Raw genomic sequence first — 20,353 nt, 5'->3', positions numbered from 1 at the left:
CAAGCCCCTTCCCCCTTAACAAAGAAGCAAGATAACTTTAGACAATCATTTTTGTTTTTAAGAAATTTAACACATAGCGTCAAATTTGAAAACCAAATTTAGCGCCTTAAAGATACGGGTCTCGGCAGATAAAATTTACAAATTTAGGAAGATATGGAACAAGTGTTCCAGACAGAATAGGCCTAGTTTAAATAAATTTTTCTTACCCGCAAAGAAGCGGACTAGTCGTCCGTGACTGCGGCGGGTGTAGAAAATTTTATTCTAAAATCCGCTGTTTATGGGGAATCAAAATCGCCAGCATCAAACCCCAGCTCCAGCGTCCTTATCTCCCCTATCGCATTTCCAGCGATCCCCTTTATCGAGCCAAACATCTCGATCGCGTTGTCGCGCACCTTTTCGATCTGTTTTTCGCGGCTCTTCCAGATGCGTTTCATCGCGTTTTTCTCGCGCTCCAGCTCCTCGCTCATCGCAGAAAAGCCCTCCACGATAGCCTCGATGCGCATCTTAAACTCGTTGCTAACTAGATACGAGTAGAGCATCTCCATCTTGTTTGAGCGGTTTTGCGCGGAGTTCCTAGCGAAATTTAGCTCCACGACGCCCTGCCTTAGCACGAAACAAAGCGCCTTAAACTCCTCGTAGTTGCACACCCATACGCCGTCAACCAGCCCCATGCGCTCTAGCTCCCGCGGCCGTGCTTCGCTAACTAGCACCCCGACGTCGGCGCCCGATGCGCGCATATCGGCCTTAAATTTCTCTATCCATTCGTTTGAGAAATTTTTCGTGCGTTTGCTCTCGTAGTAAATTTTGCCGCAGTTTTGCGCCTCGCGGGTATTTACGATCTGCATCACGTCCGCGCCGTTTGCGCCCTTTTTGACCTCGTCTATGACGTCAAATACGAACTTCTCCCGCAGCCACGCCTCGATGGCAAGCTCTTGCGTCTCGCCTTGCAGTTGCTCGCTGCCCTGCTCTATGCGCCTTTGCGCCTCGTTTAGCTGCTTTTTTAGCGCCTCTAGCTGCTCGTCTTTTTGCTTAAATTTTAGCTCGTTTTGCTCGGCTAGAGCCTTGCCTAGTCGCTCTTTTTCCTCGCTTAGACGTTTGCTTAGCTCAGCCTCGGTTTTTGCCATCAGCGCGCTTTCAAACTCGCTCTTTTCGCGTTTTAGCTTTTCTATTTCAAGCGTCTTTAAATTTAGCTCGTTTATCTGCTTTGACTTAGCTTCAAGCTCGGTTTTTAGGGCGTTTACTATGTTTAAATTTTCGCCCTCGAGCTTTGCTTTTATTTCATTTTCTAGCTCGGTTTTTTTAGCGTTTAAGGCTGCGGCAAATTTGGCGTCAAATTCTTTTTCCTTAGCATTCAAAGCGTCTAAATGCGCCTTGTATTCGGCCCTCTTAATCTCGATCTCTTTGTCGAAATCTCGCCTAGCTGCCGCCATTTTTTGCTTCATTTCAAGCTCAAGCTCGGTTTTAAGAGCCAAATTTACATCGACTTCGGCGCCGCAGTTACCGCATTTTACGCTACTTTGCATTTACAGCCTCGTTTTCATTTTTTCAAATTCGTCCTGCACGGTGGCCGAGTTTGGCTCGTTGCTCATCTTGTCTATCGCGTCGCCGTAGAGGCTAGTTAGATAAATCACTATGCAAGAGACCGCAAAGCCAGGCAAAATCTCGTAAACGTAAGAATTTAGCCCCAGCGCAATCCACGCGATCACCGTCGCCCCACCCGTTATCATACCCAGCAAGGCCGCTAGCGCGCTCATCCTACGCCAGTAAAGACTAAAAAGCAACACCGGCCCAAAGCTCGCGCCAAATCCCGCCCACGCGTAGCCCACGACGTTTAACACGCTTTCGTTAAAGCTAAAAGCAAGCGCGGTAGCCACGAGCGCGACGGCTACGACTGCGTATCTGCCGGCTGCGACCTGAGCTTTTTGCGAAATTTCTTTTTTATAAAAGGCAAATACGAAGTCCTGCGTCACCGAGCTTGCGCTAACCAAAAGCTGACTAGAGATCGTGCTCATAATGGCTGAAAGCACGGCTGAAATGATGATACCCACAAAAAACGGATGAAACAGCGTCTCGCCAAGCTGTAAAAAGCCCTTCCCGGGGTCGGCTAGAGGCAAATTTAACTCGCTGTAATACACAAAGCCGATCAGTCCGCTCATCATCGCTCCAGCTAAGCCGATCGCCATCCAGCCGATACCGATGCGGCGCGCTTGGGCTAGCTCTTTTGAGCTTCGTATCGCCATAAACCTAACGATGATGTGCGGCTGTCCGAAGTAGCCAAGCCCCCACGCCATGAGCCCTAAGATGCTTAAAAAAGTCTGGTCGTAAAAGACATTTAGGTGGTTTTTGCCGTATTTTGCCACCTCGCTCCAAAAGGTAGCGCCGTCCGGCAAATTTAGATTACAAAATGCGACTACGGGTACGGCGACAAGCACCAAAAACATCAACATGCCCTGAAACGCGTCCGTGATGCAAACCGCGCGAAATCCGCCGAAAAACGTGTAAAAAACGACGATAGCGAGCGTAAAAATCGCGCCGAATTTAAAATCTAAGCCAAAAAAGCTCTCAAAGCTCTTGCCGCCCGCGATGATGCCACTACTAACGTAAAGCGTGAAAAATATCAAAATCAAAAGGCCTGAAACTATGCGTAAAATTTTAGTCTCGTCTTTAAAGCGATTTTGCAAGAAATCGGGAATCGTGATGCTGTCGCTAGCAACCTCGGTATAGACACGCAGGCGCTTTGCTAAAAATAGGTAGTTGCAATACGCTCCTATAACGAGCCCCAAAACCATCCAAATCGTCGCTAGCCCCGTGGCATATAGCGCGCCCGGCACGCCAAGTAGCATCCAGCCGCTCATATCGCTAGCTCCGGCGCTCAGCGCCGTTACGACCGGCCCTAGGCGGCGGTTATCGAGCAGATATTCGCCCATATTGGCGTTTTTGTTATAAGAGTATCGCCCCACGAAAAGTAAAAATCCAAAATACAGCGCGATGGCGATATAGCGTGCATAGTCCATTAAATTTCCCTCGGTTTTTTTAAATTTGAGTTACGATAATATGATAAATTTGTTTAAAAGATAATTTTTTCGCGTAAAAAAGGTTAAATTTATATTTTTTTTCGTATGATTAACCCTCATTACACTTTTAAGGTTTAAGAAATGCTAAACGAAAAATTTTTCAGGGCGCTGTTTTTCGTCGTCATCGTCTCCGCGGGCGTTTATTATTTTTATCCGACGGAGTTAAACGAGGCTCAACGTCTAGCTTACCTTAAAAGCTACGGCGTGACGCTGGGACTCACCATAGGCGGCACGGCTATCGGCGTGACTCTGGGCTTTATTTTGGCGTTTTTAAAGTTTTTAAATATCAAAATTTTAAGCTTTCTCATCGACGAATACGTCGATATCCTGCGCGGAACGCCGATTATTTTGCAGCTTCTTATATTTTCGGTCGTGATTTTCGCGACCTGGAGCGATAACTTTTACGTCGCTTTAATCGCGCTTGGACTAAACAGCTCCGCCTACGTCGCGGAAATCGTGCGTAGCGGAATAAATAGCGTCGATAAGGGCCAGATGGAAGCCGCAAGGGCGATGGGGCTAAACTACTTCGTCTCGATGCGCGAGGTGGTGTTCCCACAGGCGACCAAAAACATCTTGCCTGCGCTTGCGAACGAATTTATCTCGCTGTTTAAAGAGACATCAGTCGTTGGCTACATCAGCGTCATCGACATCACGATGCAAAGCAAAAGCCTGCAAGCGGTGTTTTATAGTCCGGAGCCAGTCATTTTCACGGGCATAGTTTACTACGTCAGCGTGAAGTTCTTTACGTTTTTGGTTAAAATTTTAGAGAGGAGACTAAATCGCCATGATTGAGATTAGAAATTTGAGTAAAAATTACGGCGATTTGCGCGTCCTAGACGATATCAGCGTAGATATCAAACAAGGCGAAATCATCGCTATCATAGGACCAAGCGGCGGCGGCAAAAGCACGTTTTTACGCTGCATAAACCGCTTAGAAGAGCCAAGCGGCGGGCACATCAAGATAAACGGCGAAGATATCACCGACAAAAAAACGGATATAAATAAAATCCGTCAAAAAGTGAGCATGGTTTTTCAGCACTTTAACCTTTTTGCAAATAAAAACGTCTTGCAAAATTTAACCCTAGCTCCGATAAAAGCGGGGATTTTGGATAAAGAAAGCGCAGAAAAAAGAGCCGACGAACTACTAAAAAGCGTGGGTCTAAGCGATAAAAAATACACCTTCCCGCACAAGCTCTCAGGCGGTCAAAAACAGCGTATAGCGATAGCTAGAAGTCTAGCGATGAATCCCGAGGTCATACTCTTTGATGAGCCGACCAGCGCACTAGATCCAGAGATGATCGGCGAAGTGCTAGACATCATGAAAGACGTCGCGGCAAAGGGCATCACGATGCTAGTCGTCACGCATGAAATGGGCTTTGCTAAAAACGTGGCCAATAGGATATTTTTCATGCACGGCGGTAAAATAGCCGTGGACGACACGCCTAAAAATGTTTTCGAAAACCCTAGCAATCAGCGTTTGCAGGATTTCCTAGGTAAAATTTTAAACCACTAAAAGGAGGTCAAAATGTCACAAAACATCGTTGCGGCTTTGTCCGCCGGCAAATTTAAAAAACTTTTCGTTTTCGTAGCCGCCGCTTTGATGCTTTCAGGCTGCGGTCAAAGCTCGAATGAAAACGCGAGCAAAGACGCCGCAGTAAAAAACGAGGCAACCCCCGTAGCGGTACAGCAAACGATAAAAGTAGGCTCGAGCGCAGACTATCCACCGTTTGAGTACATCGACGAGCACAACAAGATCGTAGGCTTTGAAATCGATATGATAGAGGCCGTCGGCAAGAAAATAGGCGTCAAATTTGACGTACAAAATATGAGCTTTGACGGGCTGATCCCTGCTCTAAAAACAGGCAAGATAGACGCCGCGCTAAGCGGTATGAGCGCGACCGAGGAGAGAAGAAAATCTGTTGATTTTACGAAGCCTTATTATTTTTCGGATAATCTTTTCATCCGCAAAAAGGGCACCGACGTAAATGCGACCAATATGCACCTCAAAAAAATAAGCGCGCAAATAGGCACATTGCAAGAGACCGCAGCTAAATCCATCTGCGGCGACTTAGCCGTGCCTGCAGAAACCGTAGCGGCTGCGATCTTGTCACTAAAAGCGGGCAAAATCGACGTCGTGCTAACCGATAGCCCGATCGGCTACGAGTATCTAAAGCAAAACTCTGATTTGGAGGAGTTTTTAAAGCTTCCAGACGGCACCGAGGGCTTTGCCGTAGCGTTTAATAAAGGCAAGCACCTAGAGCTAATCGGCAAAATAGACGCCGCCATAGAGGAGCTCAAAAAGAGCGGCGAATTTGACAAGATGATGGAAAAATACGGCCTGAAGTAAATTTACGAGCCCGTACCAAAACGCGGGCTTAAATTTGAAACCAAATTTAAAGGAGAGAAAATGAAAAAGATTTTTGCGCTGCTTTTAGCGGCTCTAGCCACGCTTGGCGCCGCCGAGCTAAAGATCGGTACCGCCGCCAACTATCCGCCGTTTGAGTACGTGGACGAGCAAAACAAGATCACCGGCTTTGACATGGATCTAGTGGCAGAACTCGCTAAACGCGCGGGTTTTGAGTACAAGATCGTAAATATGAGCTTTGACGGCCTCATCCCAGCTCTAAAAACCGGCAAGATCGACGCCGTAGCAAGCGCGATGAGTGCGACCGACGATAGACGAAAGTCGATTGATTTCACGCAGGCTTACTACGCTACCGAAAATATCTACTTGCGCGCTAAAGGCAACGACGCTATCGCGAGCAAAGACGCTCTAAACGGCAAAAGAGTGGGCGTACAACAAGGCACCGTCCAAGAGATCGCCGCTAACGCTATCGCAGGCGCTAAAGTCGTGCCAGCCGAGGATCCGGTTCCGCTAATCATGGGACTAAAAAAAGGCAAGATAGACGCAGTCGTGCTTGATAGCTCGATCGGTTACGGTTTTTTAAAGAAAAATCCCGAGCTTGAGGAGTTTTATAAAGAAAACGACGGTAGCGAGGGCTTTTCTATGGCGTTTGACAAAGGCAAGCAAGCCGATCTAATCGCTAAAATAAACGCCGCGCTCGATGAGATGAAAAAAGACGGCAGCTACGACAAACTGCTAGAAAAATACGATCTAAAATAATGAAAAAAAGCGCATTTTTTACTATGCTTAAATTTTGCGCTTTATCCTTGCTGTCGGTAAATTTGGCCGCCCAGTTTACCGACATGCAAATCACGCAGACGACCAAATCCAAACGCGAAAAAGTCGTCAAAGAAGTCCTTTTTCTAGAAAAAATTTTAGACTACGATACCTTTATATTTAGGCTAAACGCCGCCGTGATCGCTCCTTGCAAGCTTGCAAACGTCAAATTTTATAACAGCGCAAAATGCATAAAAGAAAAAAAAGAGCTGGAAAATTTCAACAAATCCTACGACAAAGAGATCAAAAAGATATTTCGTCCCGAGCGCAACTACTACGTACTAACGCTAAAAAATCTAGGCGATAGATGGCTATGCGAAGTAAGCGACGAAAGCAGAATCCTAAACAAAACCCTAGTTAAAAACGGCCTTGCCGCGCCTACTAGCAAAGAATACCAAAAAATCGAGGTCAAAGAGGACTGGGCAAAGAAAAATCACGCGGAAATTTACGAGTGCCTAACCGGTAAAAAGCTAGAAGACGAAAAAGCAAAGAAAAAGCCGAAAAAAGCCGAAAATAACGCAACCAAAAACGATCAAACCGAGCAAAATCCTGCGAGCGAACAGCCTACGCAAACGCAGCCGCAAACTCCGCCACCGATGGAGTCGCAAGGAAACAGCCCCGTAAATTTAAGGGAGCTTGGAGTCGAGTTTGGCAAGGATTTTGGCGACAAATAAATTCGCCTAAAGATAAATTTAACAAAACCGCTCAAGGCAAAACAATGAAAAATCCTAAAAAAAATATCCTAATCATCGCAGGTAGCGACAGCGTCGGGGGTGCCGGCGTGCAGGCGGATATAAAAACCTGCGAGGCCTACGGCTGCTACAGCGCGACCGCGATCACTGCACTAACTGCTCAAAACACGAGCGGCGTGAGCACGGTAATGCCCGTAGCGCCCGAGTTTTTAAACGCGCAGCTAGAAGCCGTCTGCGCCGAGCTAAAATTTGACGCAGTAAAGATCGGCATGCTCTTTAACGAACAGCTCATAGCCTGCGTCAAAGCCTGGCTGGAGCAAAACCGCGGCATAAGCGCCGTGATAGATCCCGTCTGCGTCGCAAAATCAGGCGCAAAGCTCCTGCAAGAGGGCGCCATAAACGCATTAAAAGAGCTTTTGAGCCTAGCTCGCATCGCAACGCCGAATTTAGACGAAGCGCGCATTTTGGGGTTAAATTTTGACGGCGAGAGGTTAAATTTGAGCGCGGATCTGCCCTGCGACGTGGTGTTAAAACGCACGCAAACGAGCGAGATCTGCGAGGACACGCTTTATAAAAAAAGCGGCGAGATAGTTAAATTCGGCGAGCCGCTAGAGCGCCCCACAATCATGCACGGCGCGGGGTGTAGCTTCGCCACGGCTATCGCCTGCGCCCTAGCTTGCGGGGCAGACGAGATAACGGCAATCAGGAGCGCCAAAGCCTTTGTCGCAAACGCGATCAAAAACGCTCACGACTCAAATTTCGGCATGCGGCTACTAGATCACAAAGCAGCGGGCGAAAATGTCTGAAATTTACGCTATCACGGATGATATCCTAACGCCAGAAAACAGCGTGCTAGAGCAAACTCGCGAGCTGCTAGAGTGCGGAGTGAAATTTTTACAGTACCGCACTAAAATCGAGCCAAAAAACGAGCGCGTAGCTGTTGCGTTAAAAGAGCTTTGCGAGTGTTACGGCGCGAGATTTATCGTAAACGACGACGTCAAATTTGCCGCAAAAATAGGCGCGAACGCCGTGCACATCGGTAAAGACGACGGCAGAGTAAAGGCCGCTCGCAAGATCCTAGGCGAGGACGCTTTTATCGGTGTTAGCTGCTATGACGATCTAAATTTAGCCCTCAAAGCGCAGGATGAGGGCGCTTCTTACGCGGCATTTGGCGCACTGTTTGCGAGCCCGACCAAACCAAACGCTCCGCTTTGCAAATTTGAAACTATAATGCGCGCAAAGGAAATTTTACGTACCCCGGTTTGCGTGATCGGCGGCATAAACGCAGCAAATATCGCGCAAATCGCCGCACTAAATCCAGACTACATCGCCGTTATCTCAGCACTCTACCGCCCCGCATCCATAAAAGAAAATTTGCGAAATTTGCAAGCGTTTTTGTAAAAATGAGCTAAATCTACGTCAAATTTATGTCGCTAAACCGCGCAAATACTTCCGTTCAAATTTAAGCCGGGTTCGCTAAAATTTGCTTGATCAAAAAGGATAAAAATGAAAACTCTAATCATCTTAGCCCACCCAGGCATCCAAAACTCGGTCATAAACAAACGCCTACTGCAAGAGGCTCTCAAAGAGCCGCAGCGCTTTAGCGTTCATGACCTGACGCAGGTTTACGGGGGCGGCGATATCGACGCCGCGCGCGAGCAAGAGCTCATCAGGGCCCACGACGTCCTAGTTTTGCAGTTTCCGCTTTACAACTTCTCCTGCCCTCCGATTTTAAAATCATGGATCGACGCGGTGATGACGCACGGTTTTGCCTATGGGCGCGGCTCGGACGGCATAGCGGGCCGCAAGGTCGCGCTAGCCGTGACCGCGGGCATCAAAAAGAGCGACTACTGCCCGCAAGGACGCTATCATTTTAGCTTGCGCGAGGTTCTTACGCCGTTTGAGCTTGCGTTTAAATACTATTTTCGCGCCGACTACCGAGACTTTTTTGAATTTTACGGCGCCGAGGAGACTCCGGGCGTGGACTACGTATCAAGCCAGGACGATTTAGAGCGCGGAGCTAAAGAATACGCGGAGTTTTTGCGAAATTTAAGCTAAATTTAGCGGGCGCAGTTGGCCTTGCCGTGCGTAAATTTACCTCGCTTAAATCACGAAGGTCGCGCTAAATTTAAGCTTTATTGCCGTTATCTCCGAGATTTTAGCGCCCGGCAAAATTTGCATGTAAGGCTTGAAATTTGACGAGTCCGCTTGCCTTGCTCAAATTTTACACGCTAAATTTGAGCGTCAAATTTACGGCGAGTAGGCTAAAATTTGAAGTCTCCGCGCTAAATTTGCCAAGCCTCGTCGAAGGCTAATCTTTTTTATAAAACACGTTAAAGCAGACTCCGCCGAGCAAGATTATCAAGCCGGCAATCCCAGCAAAAGGCGAAAACCAAAAATCCTTCGTCCCAGCATAGAGCAAAACAAGCCCCGCGCAAAGGCTGATCGCGATATCGACGTTAAACCAAAACACCCTCTCAAAAAAGCCTTGCGATTTTTTCGCCGTCAGATTTTTGCTGCGATTTCGTATCTTTATGACCCTGAAATTTTCGTATTTTACGCTCGCTTCGTCGCCGTTTTCTAGCTCCAGGGCGCGCTTTTTAGGGCTGCTACCCCATAAAAACGTATCGCCGACCGTAACGCTAAAATAGCTCTTCTCCTTCGTTTCAAAAATCCTTAGGTCGCACACCCTGCCGTCAGCCTCGCCGCTAGACTTCGTCTCTTTTGCGGCGCCAATCATCGATCTAACGCGTAAGCCCAAAGACGCCTCGCGGTGAAATTTAAACCAAGCAAAAGCAAGAGAGCCGAAACCAAAAACAAGTAGCAAAGTGCTAAAAAGCGGCCACCGTCCGTCAAAACCAGAAAAAATCCCCCAAACGCAAGCCGCGGCAAACGACAAAAACAGCGAAAAAAACAGAGCCGCAAAAAAGAGGCTAGGCTCATAGGCGTATCAGGCCGCGGAGTTTAAAGAGCGGTTTTTTAGCCCCAAAACCCGCCCCTTTTTATCGCAAACGACTAGCATCTCGTCGCCGTCGTTTATCGGTAAAAGCGGGCTTTGCAGCGAGCGAACGTTTAAAATTTGCCCATCCAAGCTAAAGCTATAATCAAATCCGCTTTTGTCTTTATAGACGCACTCGAGCGAATTTACGCGGCCGCCAAGCAGTTTTAAACCGTTTTGCGTTTTCATTTAAAAAATCTCCTCAAATTTGACGCCATTTTATAAATCCATCTCATTTAAAAATTTTCTTACAGTTAGATATGCCTCGACAGTGCCGCTTAAGCTCTTATTTTCGCTCCAGTATATGTGCAAAAAAAGGCAGCGATAAAAATAAGAAAACAACAAAGGCAAACAAGGCCGTCATGCCTGCAAATTCGGACAAATACTTACCTAAATAAAATATAGGTATCGAAAAAATCGCGCCTAAAATTTTACCCGGAACGATATCAAAGATCGCCGCCCAAGATAGTATAAAGTGCGCGCGCCAAGCGTAGTTTTTGAGCCACTTGTTTGAGGTCAAATTTTTAAAATTCCAAACCTCATTTTTCGCGTCGTAAGCGATAGCTAGGCGGTTGTTTTCGCGCGGCACGAGGCGATCTTTGAGGTTTTGGGCGTTAAATTTAACGCCCGCGATCTCAAAAACGCAGTCATCCGTCGCCGCGCTCCACCTTACGTTTCTGGCCTCGCCCGCTAAGACCTGAAACTCGCGCGAATCTCGCATCTAAATTTTCTCCAAAGTTTTTATAAATTCGTAAAAATTAACGCCGCGCAAATTTGAGCGGGGCACAAAAATACGTCAAATTTGAGCGGGGCAAAACCCGCGCGGGCACATAAATTTAACCGCGCGCAAAAAAGCGCAAGCGAAGGCTTTAAGCCTGACGACCAAATTTGCTCGAGCGCTAGCAGAATTTAGCAAATTTACGCCGTAAAGATAGCCGTAAAGCCCGCCGGGCAAAAGCTCGCAAGCCGCAAAATAAGGAGCGAGCTAAATTTATCCGTAAAAAGCAGTCAAATTTGAGTAAAACAAATTCTACGCCGCTGGATAAATTTACCCAAAAATCAATCCAAATTTAAGCCTAGCAATTGCCGACGCGTCAAATTTGAGCCAAGTAATATAAATTTACATGAGACGCGAAGCCGCCCGCAAAAGACAAAAGCCCGGACGGTCAAATTTGACGGATCGCCTGATCAAAAAAGCAAATCTACGCCGCAAAAGCCCGCAAATTTACCGCGCCGCTAGTCCTTCCAGCTCCTTTGCCAGCGCGTTTACTTTTGAGTCGTTCATGCCGTTGCGCTCGACGTCACTCACGACGATATCCTCCCACGTCTTGGCAAACTCAGCTTGCGATAGTCCCAGGCCGCCCTCGCCCTTTGGCAGCATACCGCTGATCACCAGCGCGCGGAAGCACACGTGGCGGTCGCCCTTGTAGGCTTTGCACTGCTCTAGCGAGTTTTTAAACTCGGCTCCTAGGTGCTGCGTGACCTTGTCGTCCGGATATTTTTCCGCCGCTCGAGCTATGTCAAGCGCTGTTTCGTAGTACTGCGAGATGGCCTTAAACTCGCCGTTTTTAGCGGCGTACCCTAGTAGTTCGCCCGCTCTTTTGCTGTCTCTTGGCGTGCCTAGACCAGTAACGTAGAGCAGCCCCAGATCGCCACATGCGTCTCTTAGACCCTCGTCGCAGTATTTTTTGCGAAGATTAAATTCCTCTTTAAATTTACCGCTTTCAAAGTAGTTGTTCGCGCCTGCGACGGAGTTATACTCGCGCAGTACTTTTGCGTACTGCTCGGGGCTAAACGGCTTTGCCTGCGCGCAAACGGCGCAAAGGGCAAACAAGGCCGCGGCTAAAATTTTATTCATTTCTTATCCTTTTTGGTTTTAAATTTTTTGATAGTTTTTTTGATGGCCTTTAGCAGATAGGCGACGTCTTTTTGCGTGTGCGAGTAGTGCAGGCTCACGCGCACCCAGCCGGGCTTTTGATCAAATTCCTGATCGTCTTTTAGTCCGAGCAGATCGTGTCCGTACGGGCCGGCGCACGCACACCCAGCACGGGTCTGCACGCCGTAATCCTCGCTCAGCGCCTCAGCAAAATCATAGGGCGAAACGCCCTTAACGTTAAAAGCAAAAATCGGCAATCTCGGCACTGCGCGCGGACAGTAGCTCACGACCTCGGGGATCTTATCCAGTCCCTCGCAAAATAGCTTTGCAAGCTCATCCTCGCGGCTTTTTATGACGTCTAGGCCGACCTCGTTTCGCAGTCTGTATGCTAGCGAGGCTCTAATTAGCCCCATCACGTGCTGGGTGCCGCCCTCCTCGGTGCGCTCTATGCTAGGCGCAAAAAAATGCGAGCTGCGGCTCACGTAGCTAACCGTCCCGCCCGCGGCAAAGGTCGGTTTGTCTGATTTTACGAGTTCTTTTCTTATCGCGAGCAGTCCGCAGCTGCCCACGCCTCCTAAAAGCTTATGCGGCGAGAGAAACAGCGCGTCGAAGTAATCCGCGTCGAGGTTATCGTGCGAGCTAAAACTCGCCGCGTCAAAGGCCACGGTCGCGCCGTATCGCTTCATCATCACGTAGATTTTTTTGTAGTCGCTGATTATCCCCGTGACGTTTGAGGCCGCGCTAAAAGAGCCGATGATCTCGCGCTTTGAGTTGATTTTGAGCAGTTGATCGAGCCTGCCGAAATTTATCTCCCCGCTCTTGCTTAGCGGTATGCGCACGACCTCGCACAGCCCCTCGCGTAGGCTGACTTCGTTTGAGTGGTGCTCGTAGGGCGAAACGATGACGAGGGGCAAATTTGCGCCCTTTAGCCTCTCCTCGCCCAGGCGGTTCGCGCTCATAGGCGACAAGTAAAGCCCCATGATCTCTTGAAATTTCTTTATAGCTCCCGTCGCGCCGCAGCCGGCTGAGATCAGATAAAATCGCTCGTCAAGCCCCAGCGCGTCTTTTAGGCTCTGCCTTGCTTTTTCGTAGCGTTTTTGCGTCTTTAGCGCGTTTGAGGCGCTTTCTGAGTGCGTGTTGGCGTAGGTTTTTAGGTATTTTGCGATCTTACGCTCGATAGGTGCGTAGGCTAGACCCGAGGCCGTGTAGTCAAAGTAGCGCACGCCTTTTTTTAAAATAATATTTTTCCTGATTTCGTCGATGCTAACCAAAATTTTTCCTTATAAAAAAAGAGATTATAACCAAAGTTGTGCTAAAATGGGCTAAAAAGGAGCAAAAATCTACACCTTAAAATCAAGCTACGCGCGCTTTAAGCACCTTGATATCTTGCAGCTTATTTACTTTCATCTAGTCTTTGACGCGCTAGAATTTGAAGCGAATTATTACGATATTTTCGAGGCGATAGAAAAAGAAATTTTAGATAAATTTGAGGATTTGTCGCTCAAATTTAGCTTTGACGCGCCTTTTGAAAACGAGCTTAAATTTGCCCTTTGCAAGCTTGCTAAAAACGACCGCAAAAAATACGCTCTAAATAAATTTCTGCCCCGCCCTCTCATCCTAAAAATTTACGCCGCTGCGATCAACTCAGGCGTAGTTAGCATCGAAAAGACGCTAGAAAAACCGCGCGTAAAAAGCAAATATCAAAAAGCCAAAAAGCTACCCGAGCGCGATAAGGCGCAGGATAAAGTGGTCTTTAACGACAATTTTACTAGGTTTTGGTTTTATTTCATCGAGCCAAATTTAGCCCTTTTAAAAAACAGAGAAAAGGCCGCACTGATGGAGATTATCAGACGAGAGTTTGACTCGTACGCGGGCTTTGGCTTTGAGCTGCTTTGCCGCGAGCTTTTGGCGTTTAGACTAGGTGCCCAGCCTGCACGGGTGCGGAGCCTGTGGGCGAAAAATATCGAGATAGATATATTTTTGAGTATCGAAGGTCGCATAGTCGTCGGAGAAGCTAAATTTAAAGAGCATAAAATTTGCAAAAACGTGGTAAATTTACTCCTTAAAAAATGCGAACGCCTAGGCTTTGTGCCGGATGCCGTCGCGCTATTTTCCAAAAGCGGCTTTAGCAACGAAGTGCGCCGCCTAAAAAACGACCGAATTTTACTTTTTGATTTAGAAAATTTCGAGGAGCTTTTATGACCCAGATCGATAAAACCAGCGTCCAGGACGGACTAAAAAGCCTGATCGAGCAGACCTATCTGATAGAGCGCGAGTACAAAAACCTGACCGCGTCGTATGCGAATTTGCAAGGCTTTATCAAAGATATCGTGGAAATTTTGCCAAACGCAATCTGGGTTTTGGACGAGACGGGCGAGATATTTTTACAAAACTCCGAAGCCCTAAAACTCGGGCAAATTTTAAAATTTATCCCGCAAAATGAGGGCGAGATAAGCGCCGCGGGGCAAATCTACCTCATCAAAATCGCCCAAAAAGAGGGCAAAAAAATCATCTCCGCAACCGACATAACGACCGAAAAACGCACCGAGCGCCTAGCCTCGATGGGTCAGGTCGCAGCCCACCTAGCCCACGAGATACGCAACCCCGTGGGCTCGATCTCGCTGCTAGCCTCCACGCTGATAAAAAAGGCGGACGACCGCGCTCGCCCAGTCGTCGAGCAGATGCAAAAGGCGATCTGGCGAGTCGAGCGCATCATCAAGGCTACTTTGCTTTTCACAAAAGGCCTCACGATAAATGCGCGCGAATTTAACCTAGCTGAGCTAAAATCCGAATGCGAGGCCGCCATAGAGTGCTACACATACGGCAAGGAGATCAAATTTAGCCTAGATTTCCCCGACCTGCCCTATGTGGGCGACCGCGATCTGCTGGCAATGGTGTTTCAAAACATGCTATTTAACGCGATCGACGCGGTCGAGGAAAACGAGGACGACGAGGGCTGGGTGCGCGTGGACTACCGATACTGCGACGGTGAGCATAAATTTGCCGTGACCGATAGCGGCGTGCCGATCAAAAACCAGGCCATGGTCTTTGAGCCGTTTAAAACGAGCAAGCTAAAGGGCAACGGCCTAGGCCTGCACCTGTGCTTGCAAATCGTCCAAGCCCACGGCGGCAGCATCGAAATCGAGCTTGAGCCAAAGAGCTTTTGTGTAAATTTGCCCGCAAAGACGGGCGGCTAGGCGGGTAAATTTGATGAAATTTGACGCTGGACGAGATTAAATTTGAACGCGAAATTTAGGGGGGCTCGCGGTTTGAGATTAGCTTCGGCGAGCCGAACAACAAATATAAAAACAACCAAAACAAGGAGAGAAAATGAAATTTGACGCGAAAATTTTAGAGGATTTAGCGGTGTGGTTTGAGGGGCTAAAGGAGATCAAATTTAGCGAACTTTTAGCTGGCGAGGCGGCAAACACCGCATTTATCAGCGTGGATATGATAGAGGGATTTTGCAGCACTGGCCCGCTAGCTAGCCCGCGAGTGGGCGCGATCGCGGACGGTATAGCGCAGACTCTTAGCGCAGCTTACGCGGCGGGTGCTAGAAATCTCGTGCTACTCGAGGATAGCCACGAGGCAAACTGTGCGGAATTTGACGCATTTCCTCCGCACGCGGTCAAAGGTACAGAGGGCGCAAAGACGATACCGCAACTGCGCGAATTGCCGTTTTTTGACGAAATAAAAATCTTTCGCAAAAACTCCCTGAGCACGGCTTACTGCACCGATTTTAACGCATTTCTCGCACAAAATCCGCACATAGACACCTTCGTGGTGCTCGGCGACTGCACCGACCTTTGCGTCTATCAGCTAGTCTCGCACTTAAAACTTAGCGCAAACGAAGCAAACATCAGGCGCAAAGTCCTAGTGCCAGCAAATCTCGTCGCCACATACGACGCGCCGGGGCACGAGGGGGACTTTTATCATGCGATGTTTTTGCGGCATATGCAAACGGGCCTTGGCGCGCAGGTCGTGCGAGGAATTAAATTTTAGCGCCGATTTTATCAAAGGCGTGGCTAGTAAATTTAAGCGTTTAGCGGCGTCAAATTTGAGCTAAAGCGCGAAATTTGACTACTTGCTATGCGTTTGCGCAAAATCCCTCGGATGATAAATTTGCACGCCTTTAGCCTCCATCTGCGCGGCGGCAGCGTAGAGGCAATCAGAATAAAAAAGATCGTAGCCGCGTTATTTTAGGTATAATGCGGGCAATGCGGAGCTACCGCATGAATTTGTATTAGGAGGCGTTTTATGAAAATTTTAGGCAAGATTCGAGTCAGCGCGGCAGCGCTTGGGGCGGTGATGTGTTTTAGCAGCGCGCAGGCGTTTTTTACGATTGATTTTAACGAACAGTGGTTGCGGCAGGATGCGTATAACCGCGCTATGAATCAGGCGAAGAAAAATTTAAATCCGCCCGATGATTCCGCCTATGTCAAAGATATCAAGACCGATATACTCTATACGGGCGCGCTGGTACGAGCTGGAGATCATTTTTTGGATATGGACGGCATAGAGCAGATAGCGCAGCTTTTCCCCGCCGCGCAGCAAAACGAGGGGCGGCGCTTGCTAGTAGAGGGCATAGATAAGCTAAACGGCAGCGTCGAGCAGCTATACGGCATACCCAAAGAAAACGTGGCGACCGGCATCGTGGCGCTGCTAGGAGGCGCTTATGCGGCGTATTTTAATCATCCGATGCCGGACGAAGCCGTAAAGCCCTCATTTTTGCAGATCGCCGAGTTTTTGCGCAAAAAACCGGAGCTGTTTGAGGGAAAAGCTACGGAAATGATGAACTCGTATCAGATATCTATGGGGCTTGGGTTTTTGCTGATGGCGATGCAGCAGGAGTTGCAGCAGTATCCAAATCCCGAGCATGAGGCAGAGCTAAAAGCTGTAGGCAAGCTGGTTTTTAAATCGTTACTAAACGTAGAACCGGAGCAAATGGATTTTACCGCATCCGGCATAGTCTTTAAGTAGGCGTTTTGATTTTTGCGCGAGCAAATCAAAACTACGTGCAGGCTCGCGCTACCTGTTAGGCGGATTGCGGCACAAAAGTCGTCCTAGCGACGCTTCTGGCCGCAGTAAGGTAAATAGCCAAACATAAACGCGAGCTTTTTTGACACACCCGACTTTTGGCCGCGACCGAGCAAATAGCCAAACCGCGCTCAAGGGTCAAATTTAAATAAAGCCGCGCGCGTTGTAAAATTCGGCCGATTTTTTATTTTAAAATAGCGGGCGCATTTTTCGGCGTTTTTAAAAGCTTAAAGCCAAAATCGCCTTTACGGTTTTGCTTCTAAATAAACTCTCTTGGATGATAAATTTGCACGCCCTTAGCCTCCGTCTGCGCGGCGGCGATGACGGATGCCGCGATATCTTTCGCGCTCATCGGACGGTAGTTCGTTAAGATAAACTTCGGCAAAAGCCCAAACAGCCAAATCGTAAAGAGCTCGCCCATACGCACCTGCTCGCGCTCGCTTTTTATCGCAGGCAGTCGCGCGATTTGCAAGCTTTTAAAACCCAGTGCGGCGATCTTTTTCTCCGCCTTGCCCTTTGCGCGCAGATAAAAAAATCTCGACCGCTCGTCCGCACCCTGCGACGAAATGAGCGCGAAACGGCGCGCGCCTGATGCGATGCCCCATTTTGCGATATTTACGGGGTAGTTCACGTCTACTTTATAAAACTGCCCGCGGCTGCCGGCTTGCTTCATCGTCGTGCCAAGCGCGCAAAAAATTTCGTCAAATTTATGCGGCGCGATATCCGAGATACCCTCAAAATCAATGATCCGCGCGCGAAGCTTAGGGTGGCAAAAGCCTATCTCGCGGCGCGCCCATGCCTCTACCTCATCGTAATCCGGGCTATCACAAAGCTCGCGCACCAGTTCCATGCCCACGACGCCCGTAGCGCCCAATACCAAAGCCGTTTTTCCCATTTTCGCTCCTTAAATTTCTTTAAATTTTATCGTGCTTTGAGATCAAATTTAGCTCCGATATTACGTTGCTCAAATTTTATGTCTCGTCGCGCGACGCATAATGCATAAATTTTAGCATTTGCCCGCGTAGTCAAATCGCGGGGTTCCCAAGCTAAACTCGAAACTGTTTCGATCCACCGTGCCCACGCATGCGTCGCTATCATAAAGCGCAAGTAGGAATTCCGCCATCTCCTCGCTTGAATGATAGCGCTTAAAAGCCGCGTCGTAGTCGTAACCGGCGTCATCCGTCGCCACGGGACCAAACTCCGTCCTAGTCGCGGCGGGCGCTAGAACTTTAGCCTGCATTTTGGCCTCTTTATCCTGCGCCAGCTCGCGGTGCAGACCCTCCGTAAAGGCGCTTACAAAAAACTTGCTCGCGCAGTAGGTGACGGCGTTTGGCACCATACTGTAGCCGCCCGCGGAGGAGATATTGATGAGCTGAGCGGGCTTGCGCTTGTAGTCGCGTACGAAGAGGTGGCTTAGCAGCGTAAGCGAGATGACGTTGAGCCGCAGCATCTGTGAAATTTTGGATAGATCGCGCTCGCCGACCGCGCCGTAATCTCCAAAACCCGCGTTGTTTATGAGCGCCTTTAGCTCGTAGCTTTTTAGCTCGTCCCAAAGCGTCAGGACGTTCTCGCTATTCGCAAGGTCGCAAATTTTAATCAGGACGTCTGGTTTAGGCGAAATTTTAGCGATCTCGTCCTTTAAGCTTTGCAGAAGCTCCGCTCTGCGCGCGATTAGGATCAAATTTTCTCCGCGCCTTGCAAACGCCTTTGCCGCAGCCGCTCCGATACCCGAACTTGCGCCGGTGATGACGATATATTTTTTCATTCTCTATCCTTTTTTAGATTCTTTAGTTTGAAATTTTACCGAAGCTCGCCGCGTATTTGTGCGCGCACTCATCTTAAATTTACAAACTCGCCCGCGTTTTGCGGGGCGTTTTATTCGTCGCTTATGGGCGTGCATTTGGTATCTACCGCTTTGCCGTCCAGATAATACCGACCGCCGGCGACGTAGTGAAGCGTTTTTAGCTCGTCGGGGATCTTTTCAAACAGCCAGTATCCGCCGTCAAAGATCCGCTCGTCCGCATACGCCGCGACGACCTCGCCGATGAAAAGATCATGACTCTGCTCGTTGTGAGGCTCCGGGATACGCTTGCAAACGAGCCATGCGGCGCAGCCCGCGATCAGCGACACATCGAAATCATCTTTATAAAAAATTTCTACGTTTTTCATCTTGTCTGTGTTATCAAAGCGCGAGTTGTTTTCGGCGCCAAGCTCGCTAACCAGCTCCGCCTACGCTGCCGTGGGGATCTGCACGGCGAAATACCCGCTCTTTTGGATGAGCGTCCTCGTGTACGAGCCATTGTACGGCACGATGGTAACCTTGTCGTAGTCAAGCGTCTGCGCCCACGTTATCGCCATCGCATTGACATCGCCATCATATTTGGCCGATACGAGCGTGGTCGCACCCGGGTTTAAGATACGATATGATTTTTGTAGATCGACTTTGATGATAGCCATTTTTGCTCCTTTGACCTGGTTTTTGTTAAATTTTAGTCCGTCTTAGCGAGTGCTTTTAAATTTGACTTCAAATTTACCCTCGCCTCGCCGGACCCGCCATATCAAACCCAAAAACCGCAAATTTAGCTAAATTTACCGCGCCTTTTGGCAGTGCTCTCCGTACGGCACCAGCTCGCAAAGCCTCGCATGCAGCCGCTTCACCTCAGCCTCGCCGGAGATCTCGCGCAGCTCTTTTTCGTGGTATTTAGCTAGCATGATGCAGCCTGCGAGCATATCCGTTTCGTGGCAGCTTCTAACAAGCGCCATTACCCCTTCCTTGGCCCCGTAAGGCATCACCATCGTGCCGAATCTAAAACATCGCCAAGCGTCCATCTCGCACGCCTTGCGCATATAGCCCACGGCCTGCTCCGGCGCGCTGCTGCCGATCGCTAGTCCCAGATGCTCGCACCCTAGCGCCGAGCCCTTTTCGCATGCGGTTTCGTATAGTTTTTTCGCGCGTTTTTCGTCCTTGCCTGGCGCGCCGTCAGCCTCAAGGCTCTTGCCGTACTGCACGCAAGCATCCTGATAGCCGCTATCGCAAACAGGGCTCAAAATCTCCCTTGCGGCGATGAAGTCTTTGTTATTTATGTACATTTCGCCAGCCGCTGCGCACGCGTCAAATTTGCCCTCCTTGCACGCGCCGAGTAAAATTTGCATCGCCTCGCGGATGTCTTTTTCGTTTTGCTTTTTGGCCTGTTTTTGATAAAACAAGATCACTCGCTTGCAGGCTCTCGCGTCCTTTTGGGCGCAGGATTTTTTGAGCTCCTCGTATCTAGCGCTTAAAAACGCCTCTTTTTCGGGGCTTAGTTCGCCTTTTTTGGGCTCGCCGGCCATAGCCGCGATAGCAAAAAGTATCAACGCGATCAAATTTTTCATTTTATACCTTAAATTTATTTTCTTAGCGCCCTTGCGAGGCTAATGCCCATTATTATAATTAAAATTTGCAGCTTTTTACAAGGTGCCGAGAATAATTTAAAGGGCAAATTTGCCCTTTAAATT

At 48.7% G+C, this 20,353-nt stretch carries 24 protein-coding genes; 12 read left to right on the top strand and 12 right to left on the bottom strand.

What is annotated here, in order from left to right:
• Positions 1-275 precede the first annotated feature (275 nt).
• Positions 276-1,523 carry a DUF2130 domain-containing protein gene (locus H740_RS11345; RefSeq protein WP_002953946.1) on the bottom strand — a complete coding sequence of 416 codons (1,248 nt, stop codon included), beginning with the start codon at positions 1,521-1,523 and terminating at the stop codon, positions 276-278.
• A complete protein-coding gene (putP, locus tag H740_RS11340; protein ID WP_002953945.1) occupies positions 1,524-3,014 on the bottom strand; it encodes a sodium/proline symporter PutP in 1,491 nt (496 codons plus the stop codon).
• Positions 3,015-3,155: 141 nt separating this feature from the next.
• Here putP and H740_RS11335 point away from each other — a divergent pair, with 141 nt between their 5' ends.
• From H740_RS11335 to H740_RS11300, 8 genes are all read left to right on the top strand, one after another.
• Positions 3,156-3,866 (top strand): amino acid ABC transporter permease, encoded by a 711-nt coding sequence (locus H740_RS11335; RefSeq protein ID WP_002953944.1) that lies wholly within the window; start codon positions 3,156-3,158, stop codon positions 3,864-3,866.
• On the top strand, positions 3,859-4,587 hold the full coding sequence (locus H740_RS11330; protein ID WP_002953943.1) for an amino acid ABC transporter ATP-binding protein: 729 nt from the start codon (positions 3,859-3,861) through the stop codon (positions 4,585-4,587). The genes H740_RS11335 and H740_RS11330 overlap by 8 nt, the downstream gene beginning before the upstream one ends.
• 12 nt (positions 4,588-4,599) lie before the next feature.
• The gene (locus H740_RS11325) at positions 4,600-5,421 is read left to right on the top strand and encodes a basic amino acid ABC transporter substrate-binding protein (RefSeq protein ID WP_002953942.1); all 822 of its coding nucleotides are present in this window, start codon (positions 4,600-4,602) and stop codon (positions 5,419-5,421) included.
• Positions 5,422-5,481: 60 nt separating this feature from the next.
• Positions 5,482-6,198: a basic amino acid ABC transporter substrate-binding protein gene (locus H740_RS11320; RefSeq protein WP_002953941.1), complete on the top strand. Its 717-nt coding sequence runs from the start codon at positions 5,482-5,484 to the stop codon at positions 6,196-6,198.
• Positions 6,198-6,929, top strand: a complete 732-nt coding sequence (locus tag H740_RS11315) for a hypothetical protein (protein WP_002953940.1) — start codon at positions 6,198-6,200, stop codon at positions 6,927-6,929. Before H740_RS11320 ends, H740_RS11315 begins: the two co-directional genes overlap by 1 nt.
• Before the next feature lie 44 nt (positions 6,930-6,973).
• On the top strand, positions 6,974-7,753 hold the full coding sequence (thiD, locus tag H740_RS11310) for a bifunctional hydroxymethylpyrimidine kinase/phosphomethylpyrimidine kinase (protein WP_002953939.1): 780 nt from the start codon (positions 6,974-6,976) through the stop codon (positions 7,751-7,753).
• The gene (gene thiE / locus H740_RS11305) at positions 7,746-8,348 is read left to right on the top strand and encodes a thiamine phosphate synthase (RefSeq protein ID WP_002953938.1); all 603 of its coding nucleotides are present in this window, start codon (positions 7,746-7,748) and stop codon (positions 8,346-8,348) included. Before thiD ends, thiE begins: the two co-directional genes overlap by 8 nt.
• A gap of 105 nt (positions 8,349-8,453) precedes the next feature.
• Complete coding sequence (locus H740_RS11300; RefSeq protein WP_002953937.1) at positions 8,454-9,005, top strand: NAD(P)H-dependent oxidoreductase; 552 nt, start codon at positions 8,454-8,456, stop codon at positions 9,003-9,005.
• A gap of 253 nt (positions 9,006-9,258) precedes the next feature.
• Here H740_RS11300 and H740_RS11295 read toward each other — a convergent pair whose 3' ends face one another.
• The 5 genes from H740_RS11295 to H740_RS11275 form a co-directional block, all read right to left on the bottom strand.
• Positions 9,259-9,708: a hypothetical protein gene (locus tag H740_RS11295; RefSeq protein WP_156318426.1), complete on the bottom strand. Its 450-nt coding sequence runs from the start codon at positions 9,706-9,708 to the stop codon at positions 9,259-9,261.
• A 189-nt stretch (positions 9,709-9,897) separates the two neighbouring features.
• Positions 9,898-10,134 carry a hypothetical protein gene (locus tag H740_RS11290; protein WP_002953935.1) on the bottom strand — a complete coding sequence of 79 codons (237 nt, stop codon included), beginning with the start codon at positions 10,132-10,134 and terminating at the stop codon, positions 9,898-9,900.
• A gap of 97 nt (positions 10,135-10,231) precedes the next feature.
• On the bottom strand, positions 10,232-10,666 hold the full coding sequence (locus H740_RS11285) for a hypothetical protein (protein WP_002953934.1): 435 nt from the start codon (positions 10,664-10,666) through the stop codon (positions 10,232-10,234).
• A gap of 504 nt (positions 10,667-11,170) precedes the next feature.
• Entirely contained in the window at positions 11,171-11,803 is a 633-nt protein-coding gene (locus tag H740_RS11280; protein WP_002953933.1) for an SEL1-like repeat protein, read from the bottom strand.
• Complete coding sequence (locus H740_RS11275) at positions 11,800-13,092, bottom strand: aminotransferase class V-fold PLP-dependent enzyme (protein ID WP_002953932.1); 1,293 nt, start codon at positions 13,090-13,092, stop codon at positions 11,800-11,802. Before H740_RS11275 ends, H740_RS11280 begins: the two co-directional genes overlap by 4 nt.
• A 115-nt stretch (positions 13,093-13,207) precedes the next feature.
• Here H740_RS11275 and H740_RS11270 point away from each other — a divergent pair, with 115 nt between their 5' ends.
• The 4 genes from H740_RS11270 to H740_RS11255 all read left to right on the top strand — a co-directional run bounded on the left by H740_RS11270 (position 13,208) and on the right by H740_RS11255 (position 16,801).
• Positions 13,208-14,023, top strand: a complete 816-nt coding sequence (locus H740_RS11270) for a DUF234 domain-containing protein (protein WP_002953931.1) — start codon at positions 13,208-13,210, stop codon at positions 14,021-14,023.
• Positions 14,020-15,018: a sensor histidine kinase gene (locus H740_RS11265; protein ID WP_002953930.1), complete on the top strand. Its 999-nt coding sequence runs from the start codon at positions 14,020-14,022 to the stop codon at positions 15,016-15,018. The genes H740_RS11270 and H740_RS11265 overlap by 4 nt, the downstream gene beginning before the upstream one ends.
• Before the next feature lie 133 nt (positions 15,019-15,151).
• Positions 15,152-15,823, top strand: coding sequence for a cysteine hydrolase family protein (locus H740_RS11260; RefSeq protein WP_002953929.1), 672 nt, complete (start codon positions 15,152-15,154; stop codon positions 15,821-15,823).
• 255 nt (positions 15,824-16,078) lie between these two features.
• The gene (locus tag H740_RS11255; RefSeq protein ID WP_002953928.1) at positions 16,079-16,801 is read left to right on the top strand and encodes a DUF6683 family protein; all 723 of its coding nucleotides are present in this window, start codon (positions 16,079-16,081) and stop codon (positions 16,799-16,801) included.
• Between the two features lie 316 nt (positions 16,802-17,117).
• On the opposite strand, the gene H740_RS11250 is transcribed toward H740_RS11255, so the two are convergent.
• The 5 genes from H740_RS11250 to H740_RS11235 all read right to left on the bottom strand — a co-directional run bounded on the left by H740_RS11250 (position 17,118) and on the right by H740_RS11235 (position 20,230).
• Positions 17,118-17,753, bottom strand: a complete 636-nt coding sequence (locus H740_RS11250; protein WP_002953927.1) for an NAD-dependent epimerase/dehydratase family protein — start codon at positions 17,751-17,753, stop codon at positions 17,118-17,120.
• A 111-nt stretch (positions 17,754-17,864) separates the two neighbouring features.
• Positions 17,865-18,623, bottom strand: a complete 759-nt coding sequence (locus H740_RS11245) for an SDR family NAD(P)-dependent oxidoreductase (RefSeq protein ID WP_002953926.1) — start codon at positions 18,621-18,623, stop codon at positions 17,865-17,867.
• A gap of 110 nt (positions 18,624-18,733) precedes the next feature.
• Positions 18,734-19,027 (bottom strand): flavin reductase family protein, encoded by a 294-nt coding sequence (locus H740_RS12335; protein WP_231679364.1) that lies wholly within the window; start codon positions 19,025-19,027, stop codon positions 18,734-18,736.
• Between the two features lie 60 nt (positions 19,028-19,087).
• Positions 19,088-19,315 carry a hypothetical protein gene (locus H740_RS12330; protein WP_231679363.1) on the bottom strand — a complete coding sequence of 76 codons (228 nt, stop codon included), beginning with the start codon at positions 19,313-19,315 and terminating at the stop codon, positions 19,088-19,090.
• Positions 19,316-19,447: 132 nt separating this feature from the next.
• On the bottom strand, positions 19,448-20,230 hold the full coding sequence (locus H740_RS11235; protein ID WP_002953925.1) for a tetratricopeptide repeat protein: 783 nt from the start codon (positions 20,228-20,230) through the stop codon (positions 19,448-19,450).
• Between the last annotated feature and the right edge of the window lie 123 nt (positions 20,231-20,353).

This window comes from Campylobacter showae CC57C (assembly GCF_000344295.2).
Classification (GTDB): domain Bacteria; phylum Campylobacterota; class Campylobacteria; order Campylobacterales; family Campylobacteraceae; genus Campylobacter_A; species Campylobacter_A showae_B.
Note: the sequence above shows the minus strand (reverse complement) of the source record. Positions and strands in the feature narration are given on the sequence as shown.

Excerpts from the sequence above, each read along its gene's own strand:
- H740_RS11345 (WP_002953946.1), bottom strand. The coding sequence starts at position 1,523 with ATGCAAAGTAGCGTAAAATGCGGTAACTGCGGCGCCGAAGTCGATGTA.
- putP (WP_002953945.1), bottom strand. The coding sequence starts at position 3,014 with ATGGACTATGCACGCTATATCGCCATCGCGCTGTATTTTGGATTTTTA.
- H740_RS11335 (WP_002953944.1), top strand. The coding sequence starts at position 3,156 with ATGCTAAACGAAAAATTTTTCAGGGCGCTGTTTTTCGTCGTCATCGTC.
- H740_RS11330 (WP_002953943.1), top strand. The coding sequence starts at position 3,859 with ATGATTGAGATTAGAAATTTGAGTAAAAATTACGGCGATTTGCGCGTC.
- H740_RS11325 (WP_002953942.1), top strand. The coding sequence starts at position 4,600 with ATGTCACAAAACATCGTTGCGGCTTTGTCCGCCGGCAAATTTAAAAAA.
- H740_RS11320 (WP_002953941.1), top strand. The coding sequence starts at position 5,482 with ATGAAAAAGATTTTTGCGCTGCTTTTAGCGGCTCTAGCCACGCTTGGC.
- H740_RS11315 (WP_002953940.1), top strand. The coding sequence starts at position 6,198 with ATGAAAAAAAGCGCATTTTTTACTATGCTTAAATTTTGCGCTTTATCC.
- thiD (WP_002953939.1), top strand. The coding sequence starts at position 6,974 with ATGAAAAATCCTAAAAAAAATATCCTAATCATCGCAGGTAGCGACAGC.
- thiE (WP_002953938.1), top strand. The coding sequence starts at position 7,746 with ATGTCTGAAATTTACGCTATCACGGATGATATCCTAACGCCAGAAAAC.
- H740_RS11300 (WP_002953937.1), top strand. The coding sequence starts at position 8,454 with ATGAAAACTCTAATCATCTTAGCCCACCCAGGCATCCAAAACTCGGTC.
- H740_RS11290 (WP_002953935.1), bottom strand. The coding sequence starts at position 10,134 with ATGAAAACGCAAAACGGTTTAAAACTGCTTGGCGGCCGCGTAAATTCG.
- H740_RS11285 (WP_002953934.1), bottom strand. The coding sequence starts at position 10,666 with ATGCGAGATTCGCGCGAGTTTCAGGTCTTAGCGGGCGAGGCCAGAAAC.
- H740_RS11280 (WP_002953933.1), bottom strand. The coding sequence starts at position 11,803 with ATGAATAAAATTTTAGCCGCGGCCTTGTTTGCCCTTTGCGCCGTTTGC.
- H740_RS11265 (WP_002953930.1), top strand. The coding sequence starts at position 14,020 with ATGACCCAGATCGATAAAACCAGCGTCCAGGACGGACTAAAAAGCCTG.
- H740_RS11260 (WP_002953929.1), top strand. The coding sequence starts at position 15,152 with ATGAAATTTGACGCGAAAATTTTAGAGGATTTAGCGGTGTGGTTTGAG.
- H740_RS11255 (WP_002953928.1), top strand. The coding sequence starts at position 16,079 with ATGAAAATTTTAGGCAAGATTCGAGTCAGCGCGGCAGCGCTTGGGGCG.
- H740_RS11250 (WP_002953927.1), bottom strand. The coding sequence starts at position 17,753 with ATGGGAAAAACGGCTTTGGTATTGGGCGCTACGGGCGTCGTGGGCATG.
- H740_RS11245 (WP_002953926.1), bottom strand. The coding sequence starts at position 18,623 with ATGAAAAAATATATCGTCATCACCGGCGCAAGTTCGGGTATCGGAGCG.
- H740_RS12335 (WP_231679364.1), bottom strand. The coding sequence starts at position 19,027 with ATGAAAAACGTAGAAATTTTTTATAAAGATGATTTCGATGTGTCGCTG.
- H740_RS12330 (WP_231679363.1), bottom strand. The coding sequence starts at position 19,315 with ATGGCTATCATCAAAGTCGATCTACAAAAATCATATCGTATCTTAAAC.
- H740_RS11235 (WP_002953925.1), bottom strand. The coding sequence starts at position 20,230 with ATGAAAAATTTGATCGCGTTGATACTTTTTGCTATCGCGGCTATGGCC.